Origin of the sequence: Micromonospora sp. NPDC000121, assembly GCF_042899165.1 — a bacterium.
Classification (GTDB): Bacteria; Actinomycetota; Actinomycetes; order Mycobacteriales; family Micromonosporaceae; genus Micromonospora.
Map to the genome: position 1 here is coordinate 126,837 of NZ_JBIAZP010000013.1, position 14,994 is coordinate 141,830.

Below are 14,994 nucleotides of genomic sequence, written 5' to 3' on the forward strand. Positions count from 1 at the left end.
ATGCGGTCAGGCGGGCCCGGCCGGGTCCTCCATCACGTTGACCATGAAGTAAGCGGCCCGCTCCAGGTAGTCCCAGAGCGCGGTGGCGATCTCCGGCGGCAGGTCGAGCCGGTCGACGGCGCGGCGCATGTGCAGCAGCCACGCGTCCCGCTCGGCGGCGCCGATCCGGTACGGCGCGTGGCGCATCCGCAGCCGGGGGTGCCCGCGCTGGGCGGAGTACGTGTTCGGGCCGCCCCAGTACTGCATGAGGAACAGGGTCAGCCGGTCCGCGGCGGGGCCGAGGTCCTCCTCGGGATACATGGGACGCAGCAGCGGGTCGGTGGCGACCCCGGCGTAGAACTCGTCCACCAGCTTGCGGAAGGTGGGCTCGCCGCCCACCGCCTCGAAGAGGGTCATCGACGCGCCGGGACGGTCGGACTCACCTGCGGCATTCACCGTTCCATCCTGCCAGGTGCCATCCGGGGCGTCGGGGGGTGGCGGCTGTGCGTCAGCTCACCGCGTGCCGCCGGTAGCCCGTCTCGCCCGGCCGGCCGCCCACCGGGTCGCCGTCGAGCTGCTCCGACGGGCCGCGCCGGTCGTCCCCCGACGGCCCGGTCTCCGCACCGGCCCGCGGGGCCGCCGTGCCCGCGCTCGCCCGGCCCGCCGCCTCGGCCGCCGCGACGGCCGCGTCGACGGTCGGCCGGCTCGGCCAGTGCAGGGCGGCGAGCACCATCAGCAGGACGCCGACCGCGCTCCACACCCCGACCACGATCGGGATCGGGTAGCGCTCGGACAGCAGCCCCGTGATCAGGACGGCCAGGCCCTGGATCACCTGAACGCCGGTGGCCATCACCCCGAAGGCGCGCGCCCGGAAGCCGGCGGGCAGGGCCCGGACGAAGAGGCCGTTGGCCACCGGGAGCATGCCGGCGACGGCGAACCCGGAGGCCGCGGCGAGCAGCGCCACCACCAGCGGTGGCGGGTCGAACAGGGCGGGCACCAGGGTCAGCGGGGAGAGCACGGCCAGCGGTCGCATCATGGTCAGTCGCCGGTCCGGCCCGAACGCCCGGCCGACCACCAGGCCGCCGACGATGAAGCCGACGGGGCTGGCCGTCATGATGATCGCCTGGGCGGCGCCGGCGTCCAGATGACCGGCGTGCTCGCTGGCCCAGGCGGCGGCCAGGCCCTCCGGCACCACCGAGAAGAGCATGGCGGCGAAGACCAGGACGGCGATCGCCCGCAGCACCGGGGTGCCGAACACGATCTGGAAGCCCTCCGCGGTCTCCCGCAACAGGTGGCTGCGGTGCGCCGCGGTCATCGCCGGCGGCCGGTCCGCCACGCCGAAGCGGACCAGCACGGCCGACAGGGCGAACGTCGCCGCGTTCACCAGGAGCGCGACCGTGGGGTTGAAGGCGGCGATGGCGGCGCCCGCGAGGTAGCCGACGACCTGGGCGGCCTGGCCGACGCTGCTGTTGATCGACAGGCCCACCACCAGCCGGTCCCCGGTGAGGATCAGGGGGATCAGCGCGGACTTGGCGGCCTGGCTGGGGGGATTGGCCAGGGTGGTGGCGAAGAGCAGGGCCAGGATCAGCGGGACGGGCATGCCGGGGATGGCGATGCCCACCATCAGCACCATCCGGACGACGTCGCAGACCACCATGACCTGCCGGTAGCGGTGCCGCTCCGCGAGGGTGGCGAGCAGGGGGCCGCCGACCAGCCAGGGCAGGTAGCTCACCGCGAACGCGGCCGCCGAGAGTGCGACCGACCGGGTCTCCTCGTAGACCAGCAGGGTGACCGCGGCCTTGGCGATGTAGTCGCCGATCCAGGAGAGAGCGCTCGCCGTGAAGACGGCGCGGTATTCGCGATTGGCGAACACCTCACGGAAGGTTGCCGGACCTTCCGGGGATGGTCGCTCGTCGGGCACCGTCGCCTCCATCGTTCCCTGGGCCGGCCACTCGTGATGGACGGTGCCCGGGAACCGTCGTCAGATTCACGGATAAGCGAGGACGTGAACACGCTCTTGGGAGCGCGTGCACCGGATTCTGCCCGATCGTCTGACAACTGGCTAGGGCGAACGGATTGATCGTCGCATCTCCGACTGAACGAACGGACGATACCCGAGGGGTCGCCCGGACCGCGACCCCCGCCGATGGCGGCCCGGCCCGCTCAGGTCGCGCCGCCCTGCCCGGTCTCGCCGGGGGCGGCGATCGGCACGCCGGGATAGAGCCGGGCGGCCGCGATCTTCGCGGTGATACCCGAGTTCTCCAGCGCCTCGGCCAGCCGGCGCCGCAGCTCCCGGCCGACCGCGAACTGCCCGTCGGCGGTCGTCTTGACCACCGTACGGATCACCGCGCCCTCGACCGTCATCTGTTCGACGCCCAGCACCTCCGGCGCCTCGACGATCTCCGGCGCCAGCTCCGGGTCCACCGCCACCGAGGCGGCCGCGGTCCGCAGCACCGCCGTCGCCTGCTCGGTGCCGGCGAAGCCGATCGGCAGGTCCACCACCACCAAGGCCCAGCCCTGGCTCTTGTTGCCCACCCGGATGATCTCGCCGTTGCGGATGTACCAGAGCACGCCCCGCGCGTCGCGGACGGTGGTGACCCGCAACCCGACCGACTCCACCACGCCGGTCGCCTCGCCGAGGTCCACCGTGTCGCCGACGCCGTACTGGTCCTCGATCAGCATGAACAGGCCGGCGATCAGGTCCTTGACCAGGCTCTGCGCGCCGAATCCGAGCGCCACGCCCGCGATGCCGGCGCTGGCCAGCAGCGGGGCCAGGTCGAAGCTGAACTCCTTGAGCACCATCAGCACCGCGATGCCGAAGATGAACGCCGTGCTGAGGCTGCGCAGCACCGACCCGATCGCCTCGGCCCGCTGGCGGCGCCGCTCCGGGACGAACTCGCCCGGCTCGACGGCGGCGGTGGGGATCCGCTCGCGCAGGGGCCGCAGCATGGTGGGCACGCCCGCGTCGCTGGTGGTGCGCACCAGCCGGCTGATGGTCCGGTGCACCAGCCACCGGGCGGCGACCGCCAGCAGCAGGATCATGACGATCCGCAGCGGCTTGAGCAGGATCCAGTAGCTGCCCTCGGCGAACCACACCGAGTTGGTGATGTCGTAGACGCTGCGGCAGAGCGCGTCGTTCAGGCAGGTCGGCGACGGGTCCGGCTCCGGCGCCTCGACGACGGGCAGGGCGAGCGGCGGCAGGCTGGCAGCGGTCACGCTGTCTTCGTACCGCACCCGCGGCCGTTCACTCCCGCCGACCCTCCGGGGCGTGACCGGGGCCCCGCCCGATGCCGGCTCGAGCCGGCCGTACGCGGGCGAACCGGTCATCGTGACAGACGGGGGAAACGCTTCCGGAGGGACCCCCGGATTAGTACGTGCAATCCGGGGGCCGATCAGGGACGATGGGCGCACGGACGTCGGTGATCCGGCCGGCGTCGGCCGTGGTGGGTCGCTGTGCCCGTTTCCGGTCGGCGGTGGTGAGTGCGGGGCCGCTGAACCGGGAGGGTGATCGCGATGCCTGACATACGACCCACGGTGGGCTCCGGTGCGCTGGTCCTCAACGCCACCTACGAGCCGCTGTGTGTCGTGTCCGTGCGTCGTGCCGCCATCCTCGTGCTCTCCGCCAAGGCGGTCTGCGTCGCCGACGGCGACGGCGTCCTGCACAGCGCCCGCAACGCGCTGCCGGTGCCGTCCGTCGTCCGGCTCACCCGCTTCGTCCGGGTCCCCTACCGCACCCACGTCGGGCTCTCCCGGCGGGCGATCTTCGCCCGGGACGGCTGGCGCTGCGCCTACTGCCGGGGTCCTGCCGAGACCATCGACCACGTCTTCCCGCGCAGCCGCGGGGGCCGGCACGCCTGGGAGAACGTCGTCGCGGCCTGCGCCCGGTGCAACCACACCAAAGGCGACAAGACCCCGGCCGAGCTGGGCTGGCGGCTGCACGCGCTGCCGGCCGCCCCGAAGGGCACCGCCTGGCGGGTCCTCGGCCACCGGGTGCCCGACCCCCGCTGGGCCGACTGGCTCGACCTGCGTGAGCCCGAGGCTGCCTGACCGGCCGAGCGGGGTCAGGCGGTGCGGGAGCGGACCAGGGACGCGAAGACCACCACGTTGTCGGCGTAGCCGGTCTCCCCGCCGACCCAGCGGCCGCCACAGGTGATCAGGCGCAGCCGGGGGCGGCTGAAGTCGTTGAAGACCTCGTCGACGGGCAGCCGCTCCTTGCCGAAGCGTTCGACCGTGTCCACCTCGAAGACCGCCACCGAGCGGTCGGCACGGGTGACCTCGACGGAGTCGCCCTCCCGCAGGTCCCGCAGCTTGTGGAAGACCGCCGGCCCGGTCGAGGTGTCGACGTGCCCGACGATGACGGCGGGGCCGTACTGCCCCGGGGTCGGGCCCTGGTCGTACCAGCCGGCCTCCTGCGCGCGGGCGGCGTCCGGCACCGCGATGCTGCCGTCGGGGGCGATGCCGACGTTGTGCACGGGCGCCCGGACGTCGATCGTGTCGATGGTGATGTCGACGGGGCGGCTGGCGGGCAGCACCGGGAACTTCTTCGGCGGTGGCCGCAGCCCCGCGATGAACCGGTCGGGCAGCATGCTCACGCCGGCGACCCGCTCCACGGCGAGCATCGCGATGATCAGCACCATCAGCGTCCCGATCACCAGGACCGGGAGCCCGGGGCCCCGGCCGGGCGCCAGCCGACGGCCGGCGGCGACCCAGCGGCGTCGGGGTCGGGCGGGTAGCGGCCCGGCCGCCGGGTCGGTGGTGGCGACGCTGGCCGACACCGTCTCCCCGGCCACCCGCCGCAGCCGGCGGGCGGTGGCGGCCGCGGCCCGGCGGGACGCCCGCAGCGCCCGCCGGGTGGCCGCCCGGACCCGGCCCGGATCGGATCGCCTGGTACGCCTTCGGGAGCGGGCCATGGCGGCGGCGGGTCAGGAACCGGCCCCGGTCCGACGACGGTTGCCGAAGAATCCGAAGCCCACGGCCAGGGCCACCGCGGCGAGGCCGCCCACCAGCAGCACGGAGCCGGTGCCCGTACCGCCGGCGGTGCCGCCGCCCCCGGTCGCCGGTCCCTTGGTGGGCTGCTCCATGTTCAGGACCGTGAGTGTGGTCGTCGCGGTGTTGCCGTTGTCGCAGCGCAGGTCCACCGGGTAGTCCCCCGGCTGCTTGTTGCCCGGGATGGTGGCCTTGGCGGTCAGGAAGCCGTTGTCGGGCCGGAGCACCACCGGCCCCCCGAACGCGTCGGAACGGACGGTGGCCTGGCGGTTGTTGGCGTTGTCGCAACTGGCCCGGATGGAGACCCGGGTGCCCGCCTGGGCGCTGTTGGGCACCACCTCGACGAAGACGTTCTCGCCCGCGCGCGCGGGCGCGACCGTCATCAGGACGAACGCCCCGACCAGGCCCAACACGGACAGGGCACTGGTCAGGGCACGTGTGAACGCTGTGAGCACCGGCATGATCCCCCCTTCCGGTGACGATCACCGGAATCCTCCCCGGGCAACAGCGCCTGCTTTCCCGTTGGCCCGGGGGCAAACCCGGATCGCGGTCAGCGGTGGCGGGGAGAGGAGGAGGGCAGCGGCGTGACGGGGTGCCACTCCAGCGGGGTGGACAGGACCATCGTGCTGGACGGCTGGCCGTACGGGGCGAGCCGGTCGATGACGGCCTCGAACTCCCCGATCGACCCGGCCGCCACCTTCAGCATGCTGCACGCGTCGCCCGTGATGCGGTGGATCTCCAGGATCTCCGGCCACCCCGCCACCTCGGGGTCGTGCAGGATGCACCGCGACCCGTAGCAGGACATCCGGATCAGCGCGACCACCGTGCGGCCGGCCCGGGTCAGGTCGACGTGGGCGTGGTAGCCGGTGATGATCCCCGACTCCTCCAGCCGGCGCACCCGCTCGGCCACGGCCGGCGGTGACAGGTGCACCCGCCGGGACAGCTCGCTGAAGGAGAGGCGTGCGTCGGCCTGCAGCTCCCGCAGCAGCGCCCAGTCCATGTCGTCCATGAGGCGACCTTACGTTCCCCAAGCCGAATCGCGCTCGCACCTTCCTCGCCACAGGTCCGACGGCGGTAGAGCCGTTGATCCGGCATTCCATCTGCCCGTTCCACCGCGAGACCATGTCGGTCATCCGGCCCGACCCGGCCGGCGCACCCCAGCGAGCAGAGGAGGACGGGTGGAGCAGACGGACCTGCGGGCGGCGCCCACCCGGGCGGCGGTACGCCCGGTCACCCCGCGGCAGCGCGCCGCCCGGGCGGCGCGCAACGGCGGGGAGCCGACCCTGGAGTTCGCCGAGCGGGTGCCGTACGACGCGTACGTGCAGGCCAGCACGCTGCACCGGTTGCAGCAGCCGCTGAGCGACGACCCCGGCGAGATGTCCTTCCTGATGGTCAGCCAGATCATGGAGCTGTACTTCGGGCTGACCTGCCACGAGCTGCGCGAGACCCAGCGGCTGCTGCGCGCCGACCGGGTGTGGGACGCGCTGGCCCCGCTGCGCCGTGCCGCCCTGCACCTGGAGGCGCTGAACGCCGCCTGGAAGGGGCTGCGCTGGATGACCCCGGCCGACTTCAACCGGTTCCGTAACCTGCTGGGCGAGGGCTCCGGCTTCCAGTCGGCGATGTACCGGCACCTGGAGTTCCTGCTCGGGCTCCGGGACGAGGCGCTGATCCGGCCGTTCCGGCGACAGGCCGACGTGTACGCCGAGCTGCGGGCCACCCTGGCCGCGCCGAGCCTCTGGGACGACGTGCTCGCGCTGCTCGCCCGGCACGGCCACGACCTCCCGGCCGACCTGCTCGACCGGGACGTCGCCGTCGAGCACGAGCCGCACGCCGCCGTCGAGGCGGCCTGGGTGCGGATCTACGCCGACGCCGGGCCGGACAACCACCTCCGCCTGCTGGGCGAGGCGCTGACCGAGGTCGCCGAGCAGTTCGGCGACTGGCGGCAGCACCACGTCAAGGCGGTGCAGCGCACAATGGGCGCCAAGGTCGGCAGCGGCGGCTCCGCCGGGCTGGCGTGGTTGCAGCGCAGCATGGCCCGGGTGGTCTTCCCCGAGCTGTGGTCGGCCCGGACCGCGATGTGACCCGAGAGCGAGACACTCCATGAGCACCCCCGCACCACGATCCTCCGGGTTCGCCGTCGGCGAGGCCGAGGCGCACCGCCGCGACGCCGCCGACCCCGGGCACCGCCACCTGTTCCACGTGCCGCCGGCCGACGGCGGGCGCTACCCCGAGGCCGCGTACCTGGCCGGCAACTCCCTCGGCCTGCAACCGCGGGCCACCCGTGGCGAGCTGCTCGCCGACCTGGACGCGTGGAGCCGGCTGGGCGTCGAGGGCCACCTGGAGGCGGAACGCCCCTGGCTGCCGTACCACGAGCTGCTGACGGCGCCCGCCGCGCGACTGGTCGGCGCGGCCCCGGCGGAGGTCGTGGTGATGAACTCCCTGACGGTCAACCTGCACCTGCTGATGGTCAGCTTCTACCGGCCGGCCGGGGCACGCACCCGGATCGTCATCGAGGACAGCGCCTTCCCCTCGGACAGCTACGCCGTGCGCAGCCAGGCCCGCTTCCACGGCCTGGACCCGGACGCGACCGTCGTCCGGTTGCGCCCGCGCGACGGCGAGGACACCCTGCGCACCGAGGACGTGACCGACTACCTGGCCGCCGAGGGCGACCGGGTGGCGCTGGTGCTGCTCGGCGGGGTCAACTACCTCACCGGCGAGCTCATGGACATCCCGGCGATCACGGCCGCCGGCCGGGCGGCGGGGGCCGTGGTCGGCTGGGACCTGGCGCACGCCGCCGGCAACGTCCCGTTGGCCCTGCACGACTGGGACGTCGACTTCGCCGCCTGGTGCTCCTACAAGTACCTCAACTCCGGTCCCGGCGCGCTGGCCGGCGTGTTCGTGCATGAGCGGCACCTGGGCGACCCCGGGCTGCCGCGCTTCGAGGGCTGGTGGAGCACCGACGCGGCGACCCGGTTCGAGATGACCCCGGTCTCCCGGCCGCCGGCCACCGTGGAGGCGTGGCAGGTCTCCAACCCGCCGATCTTCGCGATGGGCCCGGTGCGGACCTCGCTGGAGCTGTTCGACTCCGTCGGCATGCCGGCGCTGCGGGAGCGCAGCATCCGGCTCACCGGCTACCTCGCGGGGCTGCTCGACGAGGTGACCGCGGACCGCCCGCTGACCGTGGTCACCCCGCGTGAGCCGCAGCGGCGGGGCTGCCAGCTCTCGGTGCGCATCGGCGCGGGCAGCGCCGCCGGGCTGGCCAAGCGGCTGCGGCACGAGCACGGCGTGATCGCCGACGCCCGGGAACCGGACATCGTCCGGTTCGCGCCGGTGCCGCTCTACTCCACGTACCACGACTGCTGGCGGGTCGCCGACGCGCTGGCCGCCACGGTGGAGGTGACCCGATGACGGGCGAGCGCGACGAGATCGCGGTCGTCGGCGCCGGCCTGGCCGGCTGCCTGCTGGCCTGCTTCCTGGCCCGCCGCGGCTACCCGGTGGCGCTCTACGAGCGGCGGCCCGACCCGCGTACCGGCACCGTCGAGCGGGGACGCTCGATCAACCTGGCGCTCTCCGAGCGGGGCCTCGACGCGCTGCGCCGCATCGGCCTCGACGGGCAGGTGCTCGCCGACGCGCTGCCCATGCGCGGCCGGATGATCCACCCGGTCGACGGGGAGCCGCAGTTCCAGTCGTACAGCGCCTCCGGCGACCGGGCGATCAACTCGATCAGCCGGGGCGCGCTGAACAACGCCCTGCTGGACGCGGCCACCGCCCTGCCCGGGGTGCGGATCGCCTTCGACCACCGGCTGGTCGGGCTCGACCCGGCCACGGGCGAGATGACCTTCGAGACCCCGGCGGGCAAGGTCGCGGCCAGCGCGTCGGTCGTGCTCGGCGCCGACGGCGCCGGCTCGGCGGTGCGCGGGCAGTTGCTGGCGTACGGGCTGCTGACCGAGAGCCTGGACTTCCTCGACTACGGCTACAAGGAGCTGACGATCCCGCCGCTGGGCGGGGACTTCGCCCTCGACCCGGACGCGCTGCACATCTGGCCGCGCGGCACCTCGATGATGATCGCCCTGCCGAACCCGGACCGCTCGTTCACCTGCACGCTCTTCTGGCCCACCCACGGCACCGCCAGCTTCGCCTCGCTGGGCAGCCCGGCGGCGATCGAGCGGCACTTCGCCGAGCACTACCCGGACCTGCCGCCGCTCGCCCCGAACCTCGTCGACGACTACCAGCACAACCCGGTGGGCGTGCTCGGCACCGTGCGCTGCACGCCGTGGCAGGCGGACGGGAAGGTCGGCCTGCTCGGCGACGCGGCGCACGCCATCGTCCCGTTCTACGGCCAGGGCGCCAACTGCGCCTTCGAGGACGTGGTCGAGCTGGACCGCTGCCTGGACGAGTGCGCCGACGACTGGTCCGCGGCGCTGCCGCTGTTCCAGCAGCGGCGGCAGGCCAACGCCGAGGCCATCGCGCGGATGGCGCTGGCCAACTTCGTGGAGATGCGGGACAAGGTGGCCTCCCCGCTGTTCCAGGCCGGGCGGAAGGTCGAGCACGCGCTGGAACGGGCGCTGCCGGGCCGGTACGTTTCCCGGTACGAGCTGGTGTCCTTCTCGACCACCCCGTACGCCGAGGTGGTGCGGCGCGTCCGCCGTCAGCACCGGGTGCTCGGGGCGGTGGCCGCCGGCGCGGCGGCGCTGCTGGCCGGCGCGGTCGGCGTGGCGATCAACCGAGGGAGGCGTCGATGACCGTCACCTGGGATCCCCGGCTGATGACCGGGCGGGCCCCCGACGGCCCGGGCCTGCTGCGCAACTTCGTCGGCGGCGAGTTCGTCGACGCCGGGCGGCGGTTCACGAAGCGCAGCCCGGTCACCGGCGAGCCGGTCTTCGAGGTCGTGGAGGCCGAGCGTTCCACCGTGGACGACGCGGTGGCTGCCGCGCGGGCGGCGCTGCGCGGGCCGTGGGGCCGGATGGGGGAGCGGGAGCGCGCCGAGGTGCTCCGCCGGGTCGCCGACGAGCTGGAGCGCCGCTTCGACGACCTGGTCACCGCCGAGGTCGCCGACACGGGCAAGGCCATCTCGCAGGCCCGCACCCTGGACATCCCGCGCGGCGCGGCGAACTTCCGCGCCTTCGCCGAGATCGTGGCGACCGCGCCGACGGAGTCCTTCACCACGGTCACCCCGACCGGCGGCCGGGCGCTGAACTACGCGGTCCGCAAGCCGGTCGGCGTGGTCGCGGTGATCGTGCCGTGGAACCTGCCGCTGCTGCTGCTCACCTGGAAGGTCGCCCCGGCCCTGGCCTGCGGCAACGCGGTGGTGGTGAAGCCCAGCGAGGAGACGCCCGCGTCGGCGACCCTGCTCGCCGAGGTGATGGCCGCCGCCGGCGTGCCGGACGGGGTGTTCAACCTGGTGCACGGCTTCGGCCCGGACTCGGCCGGGGAGTTCCTCACCCGCCACCCGGGGGTCGACGCGATCACCTTCACCGGCGAGTCGGCCACCGGCGGCGCGATCATGCGGGCCGCGGCCGACGGCGTGAAGGCCGTCTCCTTCGAGCTGGGCGGCAAGAACGCCGGCCTGGTCTTCGCCGACGCCGACCTCGACGCGGCCGTGGCCGGATCGGTGCGCTCCAGCTTCACCAACGGCGGGCAGGTCTGCCTCTGCACCGAGCGGATCTACGTGCAGCGCCCGGTGTTCGAGGAGTTCACGGCCCGGCTCGCCAAGCGGGCCGAGGAGCTGCCGTACGGCTGGCCGGCCGACGAGGCCACCGTCAACATGCCGCTGATCTCGCACCAGCACCGCGCCAAGGTGCTCGGTCACTACGACCTCGCCCGCGCCGAGGGCGCCGAGGTGCTGGCCGGGGGCGGCACGCCCGCCTTCGGCGACGCCCGCGACGGCGGCGCGTACGTGCAGCCGACGGTGCTGACCGGGCTGGGCCCGGACGCCCGCACCAACACCGAGGAGATCTTCGGCCCGGTGGTGCACGTCGCCCCCTTCGACGACGAGGAGGAGGCGTACGCGCTGGCCAACGGCACCGAGTACGGCCTGGCGGCGACGGTCTGGACGCGGGACGTCGGGCGGGCGCACCGGGCCGGGGCCCGGCTCGACGCCGGCATCGTCTGGGTGAACACCTGGTTCCTGCGCGACCTGCGCACCCCGTTCGGCGGGGTGAAGGCGTCCGGGATCGGGCGCGAGGGCGGCGTGCACTCGCTCGACTTCTACTCCGAACTCACCAACGTCTGTGTGGACTTCTCATGAGCGAGCGCACCGAGCGAATCATCGGGCGCAGTGTTGTGGAGCCTCGTGGCGGCTCCGAGCGGAGCGAGGAGGCGACATGAGCGTTGATTACGAGGCCGCGGCCCGGGAACTGGTCGACGCGCGGGAGAGCGGCAAGCCCTGCCCGCCGCTGCGCGGGCGGCTGCTGCCCGAGGGGGACGTCACCTCGGCGTACCTCGTCCAGCAGCTCCAGGTGCGGCAGTGGTTGCAGCGGGGCCACCGCCGGGTCGGCGCGAAGATCGGGCTGACCTCGCGGGCGGTGCAGGAGAGCCTCGGCGTCTACCAGCCGGACTTCGGCGTGCTGACCGACGCGATGGCGGTGCCGGACGGGGTCGAGGTGGCGATCGACCGGCTGCTTCAACCCCGGGTGGAGGCGGAGGTCGCCTTCGTGCTGGGCGCCGACCTGCCCGACGAGCGGGTCACCACCGCGGACCTGGTCCGGGCGGTCGACCACGTGCTGCCGGCGATCGAGATCGTCGACTCGCGGGTCGCCGGCTGGGACATCTCCATCGTGGACACCGTCGCCGACAACGCGTCCAGCGGCCTGTTCGTGCTCGGCACCACGCCGCGCCGCCTCGCCGACGTGGACCTGCGGCTGTGCGGGATGGTCCTCGAACACGCCGGGGAGCCGGTGGCGGTCGGCGCGGGCGCGGCCTGCCTGGGCAATCCGCTGCACGCGCTGGAGTGGCTGGCGCAGACGATGGCCCGCTCCGGCGACCCGCTGCGCGCCGGCGACGTGGTGCTCTCCGGGGCGCTCGGCCCGATGGTGCCGGTGACCCCCGGCGCGGCGTACGAGGCGCGGATCTCCGGCCTCGGCTCGGTGCGGGCGTGTTTCTCGTCGTCGGAGGAGGCGGCATGACTGTCGGGGTGGCGGTGATCGGGTCGGGCAACATCGGCACCGATCTGATGATCAAGGTGCTCCGGTTGAGCGGTGATTCCGACGGGTCGCGCCTGCCGGACTCCGCCTCGCCGCGTTCCTCGCGCTCCCCGGCGAGCCTCCGGATGGTGGCGATGGCCGGCATCGACCCGGACTCCGACGGGCTGGCCCGGGCCCGGCGCCTCGGCGTGGCGACCACCGCCGAGGGCGTCGACGGGCTGGTCGCGATGCCCGAGTTCGCCGACGTCGAGCTGGTCTTCGACGCCACCTCGGCCGGCGCCCACCGGCACAACGACGCGGTGCTGCGGGCGCACGGCCGCACCGTGGTCGACCTGACCCCGGCCGCCATCGGCCCCTACGTCGTGCCCCCGGTCAACCTCGACGAGCACCTGCGCGAGCGCAACGTCAACATGGTGACCTGCGGCGGGCAGGCCACCGTCCCGATCGTCGCCGCCGTCGGCCGGGTCACCCCGGTGGCGTACGGGGAGATCGTCGCCTCGATCGCCTCGAAGTCGGCCGGGCCGGGCACCCGGGCGAACATCGACGAGTTCACCGAGACCACCGCCCGGGCGATCGAGGTGGTCGGCGGCGCCGAGCGCGGCAAGGCGATCATCGTGCTCAACCCGGCCGACCCGCCGCTGCTGATGCGGGACACGGTCTACTGCCTCTGCCCGGACGCCGACGCCGACCAGGCCGCGATCGCCGCCTCGGTGGCGCGGATGGTGGCGACCGTCCAGGAGTACGTCCCCGGTTATCGCCTCAAGCAGGACGTGCAGTTCGACCGGGTCGACACGTACGTGCCGTCGCTGGGTCGGCACCTGGCCGGGTTGCAGGTCTCCGTCTTCCTGGAGGTTGCCGGCGCCGGGCACTACCTGCCCGCGTACGCCGGGAACCTGGACATCATGACCTCGGCCGCGCTGCGCACCGCGGAGCGGCTGGTGGCCCTGCGCGCGGCGGCGACCGGCCGGGACGCCGTGGAGGTGACCGCATGACCGACCTGTACATCCAGGACGTGACGCTGCGCGACGGCATGCACGCCATCGCCCACCGCTACACCGTCGACCAGGTGCGCGCCATCGCCGCCGCGCTGGACGCGGCCGGGGTGGCCGCCATCGAGGTGGCGCACGGCGACGGGCTCGCCGGCTCCAGCGTCAACTACGGCCACGGCGCGGCCAGCGACGCCGAGTGGATCTCGGCCGCCGCCGAGGTGCTGACGACCGCGAAGCTGACCACCCTGCTGCTGCCCGGCATCGGCACCATCGCCGACCTGAGGGCGGCGAAGGCGCTCGGGGTGACCAGCGTGCGGATCGCCACCCACTGCACCGAGGCGGACATCTCCGCCCAGCACATCTCCTGGGCCCGCGAGAACGGCATGGACGTCTCCGGCTTCCTGATGATGTCGCACATGAACGACCCGGCCGGGCTCGCCGCCCAGGCCAAACTGATGGAGTCGTACGGGGCGCACTGCGTCTACGTCACCGACTCCGGCGGCCGGCTGCTGATGTCCGACGTGGCCGAGCGGGTCGACGCGTACCGGCAGGTGCTGGAGCCGACGACGCAGATCGGCATCCACGCCCACCACAACCTGTCGCTCGGGGTCGCCAACAGCGTGGTCGCGGTCGAGCACGGGCGGATCCTCGGCGACGGACCGCTCGGCTCGCCGCACGGCCGGACGGTGCGCGTGGACGCCTCGCTGGCCGGGCAGGGCGCCGGTGCCGGCAACGCGCCCCTGGAGGTCTTCGTCGCCGTCGCCGAGCTGCACGGCTGGAAGCACGGCTGCGACGTCTTCGCGCTGATGGACGCCGCCGACGACCTCGTCCGGCCGTTGCAGGACCGGCCCGTGCAGGTCGACCGGGAGACGCTCTCGCTGGGGTACGCCGGGGTCTACTCCAGCTTCCTTCGGCACGCCGAGCGGGCCTCCGCGAAGTACGGCGTGGACGTCCGGTCGATCCTGGTGGAGCTGGGCCGGCGCCGGATGGTCGGCGGGCAGGAGGACATGATCGTGGACGTGGCGCTGGACCTCGCCAGTGGCAAGGAGGAATCGCTGTGAGCGCGAGGAGTGAGCCGGTTTTGCGAGCCCCGCAGTCGCGAACGGAGGTGGCACGGTGATCGGTCCGGACACGGCGGGGATCGCCGAGCGGTTGGGCGTGGCGGCCGACACCGCCACCGCGATCCCGCAACTGGCGGCCGAGGCCGGCCTGGACGTCGACGCCGCGTACGCGGTGCAGACCGCGCTGCTGCAGCGCCGGCTGGACCGGGGCGAGCGGCTGGTCGGGCTGAAGATGGGGCTGACCAGCAGGGCGAAGATGGCCCAGGTCGGCGTGGACGAGGTGATCTGGGGCCGGCTCACCGACACGATGCGGGTGCCCGACGGTGGCGCGGTCGACGTCGGCGACTACATCCATCCCCGGGTCGAGCCGGAGGTGGCGTTCCTGCTGGACCGGCTCCCCGAGCCCGGCGAGCCCGTCGGCGACTTCGTCGACGCGGTCCGGGCGGTCGCCCCGGCGATCGAGCTGATCGACTCCCGCTACGCGAACTTCACCTTCTCGCTGCCGGACGTGATCGCCGACAACACGTCGGCCGCCGCGTTCGTGGTCGGGCCGTGGCGCCCGGTGCCGGACGGGCTGGACAACCTGGGCGTGCTGCTGGAGATCGACGGGCGGGTGGCGCAGGTCGGCTCGACCGCCGCGATCCTCGGCGACCCGCGCCGGGCGTTGGACGAGGGCCTCCGCCTCGCGGGTCGGCACGGGGTGCGGCTGCGCGAGGGCTGGGTGTTCCTGGCCGGCGCCGCCACCGCCGCGGTGCCGCTGCGTCCTGGTGCCCATGTCCGGGCCGTCGTCGAGAAGCTCGGCACCGCTTCGCTCCGGGCGGCCCCGTGAACGCGCTG

General features: G+C 73.8%; 15 protein-coding genes. 9 read left to right on the forward strand and 6 right to left on the reverse strand.

Annotation, left to right across the window (positions count from 1 at the left end; translation table 11 throughout):
- Positions 1-6 precede the first annotated feature (6 nt).
- The 3 genes from ACFY23_RS28555 to ACFY23_RS28565 form a co-directional block, all read right to left on the reverse strand.
- A complete protein-coding gene (locus ACFY23_RS28555) occupies positions 7-396 on the reverse strand; it encodes a globin (protein WP_350686615.1) in 390 nt (129 codons plus the stop codon).
- A 91-nt stretch (positions 397-487) separates the two neighbouring features.
- Complete coding sequence (locus ACFY23_RS28560) at positions 488-1,912, reverse strand: MFS transporter (protein ID WP_350686607.1); 1,425 nt, start codon at positions 1,910-1,912, stop codon at positions 488-490.
- Positions 1,913-2,142: 230 nt separating this feature from the next.
- Positions 2,143-3,195 (reverse strand): mechanosensitive ion channel family protein, encoded by a 1,053-nt coding sequence (locus ACFY23_RS28565; RefSeq protein ID WP_350686609.1) that lies wholly within the window; start codon positions 3,193-3,195, stop codon positions 2,143-2,145.
- A gap of 297 nt (positions 3,196-3,492) precedes the next feature.
- On the opposite strand from ACFY23_RS28565, the gene ACFY23_RS28570 reads away from it, so the two are divergent.
- Positions 3,493-4,026 (forward strand): HNH endonuclease, encoded by a 534-nt coding sequence (locus ACFY23_RS28570; protein ID WP_350686610.1) that lies wholly within the window; start codon positions 3,493-3,495, stop codon positions 4,024-4,026.
- 14 nt (positions 4,027-4,040) lie between these two features.
- On the opposite strand, the gene ACFY23_RS28575 is transcribed toward ACFY23_RS28570, so the two are convergent.
- The 3 genes from ACFY23_RS28575 to ACFY23_RS28585 form a co-directional block, all read right to left on the reverse strand.
- Positions 4,041-4,889, reverse strand: coding sequence for a class F sortase (locus ACFY23_RS28575; RefSeq protein ID WP_350686612.1), 849 nt, complete (start codon positions 4,887-4,889; stop codon positions 4,041-4,043).
- A 12-nt stretch (positions 4,890-4,901) separates the two neighbouring features.
- On the reverse strand, positions 4,902-5,378 hold the full coding sequence (locus ACFY23_RS28580; RefSeq protein WP_350686617.1) for a hypothetical protein: 477 nt from the start codon (positions 5,376-5,378) through the stop codon (positions 4,902-4,904).
- A gap of 137 nt (positions 5,379-5,515) precedes the next feature.
- The gene (locus ACFY23_RS28585; RefSeq protein WP_350686614.1) at positions 5,516-5,974 is read right to left on the reverse strand and encodes an Lrp/AsnC family transcriptional regulator; all 459 of its coding nucleotides are present in this window, start codon (positions 5,972-5,974) and stop codon (positions 5,516-5,518) included.
- Between the two features lie 169 nt (positions 5,975-6,143).
- On the opposite strand from ACFY23_RS28585, the gene ACFY23_RS28590 reads away from it, so the two are divergent.
- The 8 genes from ACFY23_RS28590 (at position 6,144) to ACFY23_RS28625 (ending at position 14,986) form a co-directional block, all read left to right on the forward strand.
- The gene (locus ACFY23_RS28590) at positions 6,144-7,046 is read left to right on the forward strand and encodes a tryptophan 2,3-dioxygenase family protein (protein ID WP_350819604.1); all 903 of its coding nucleotides are present in this window, start codon (positions 6,144-6,146) and stop codon (positions 7,044-7,046) included.
- 19 nt (positions 7,047-7,065) lie between these two features.
- Positions 7,066-8,373, forward strand: coding sequence for a kynureninase (kynU, locus tag ACFY23_RS28595; protein WP_350684414.1), 1,308 nt, complete (start codon positions 7,066-7,068; stop codon positions 8,371-8,373).
- Positions 8,370-9,707 (forward strand): NAD(P)/FAD-dependent oxidoreductase, encoded by a 1,338-nt coding sequence (locus ACFY23_RS28600; protein WP_350684415.1) that lies wholly within the window; start codon positions 8,370-8,372, stop codon positions 9,705-9,707. The genes kynU and ACFY23_RS28600 overlap by 4 nt, the downstream gene beginning before the upstream one ends.
- Positions 9,708-9,730: 23 nt before the next feature.
- Positions 9,731-11,212, forward strand: a complete 1,482-nt coding sequence (locus ACFY23_RS28605; RefSeq protein ID WP_350684433.1) for a 2-hydroxymuconic semialdehyde dehydrogenase — start codon at positions 9,731-9,733, stop codon at positions 11,210-11,212.
- Between the two features lie 76 nt (positions 11,213-11,288).
- Positions 11,289-12,089, forward strand: coding sequence for a fumarylacetoacetate hydrolase family protein (locus ACFY23_RS28610; RefSeq protein WP_350684416.1), 801 nt, complete (start codon positions 11,289-11,291; stop codon positions 12,087-12,089).
- Positions 12,086-13,099 carry an acetaldehyde dehydrogenase (acetylating) gene (locus tag ACFY23_RS28615; protein ID WP_350684417.1) on the forward strand — a complete coding sequence of 338 codons (1,014 nt, stop codon included), beginning with the start codon at positions 12,086-12,088 and terminating at the stop codon, positions 13,097-13,099. Before ACFY23_RS28610 ends, ACFY23_RS28615 begins: the two co-directional genes overlap by 4 nt.
- Entirely contained in the window at positions 13,096-14,157 is a 1,062-nt protein-coding gene (gene dmpG / locus ACFY23_RS28620; RefSeq protein ID WP_350684418.1) for a 4-hydroxy-2-oxovalerate aldolase, read from the forward strand. The genes ACFY23_RS28615 and dmpG overlap by 4 nt, the downstream gene beginning before the upstream one ends.
- Positions 14,158-14,212: 55 nt before the next feature.
- Positions 14,213-14,986 (forward strand): fumarylacetoacetate hydrolase family protein, encoded by a 774-nt coding sequence (locus tag ACFY23_RS28625; RefSeq protein WP_350684419.1) that lies wholly within the window; start codon positions 14,213-14,215, stop codon positions 14,984-14,986.
- Positions 14,987-14,994: the final 8 nt, after the last annotated feature.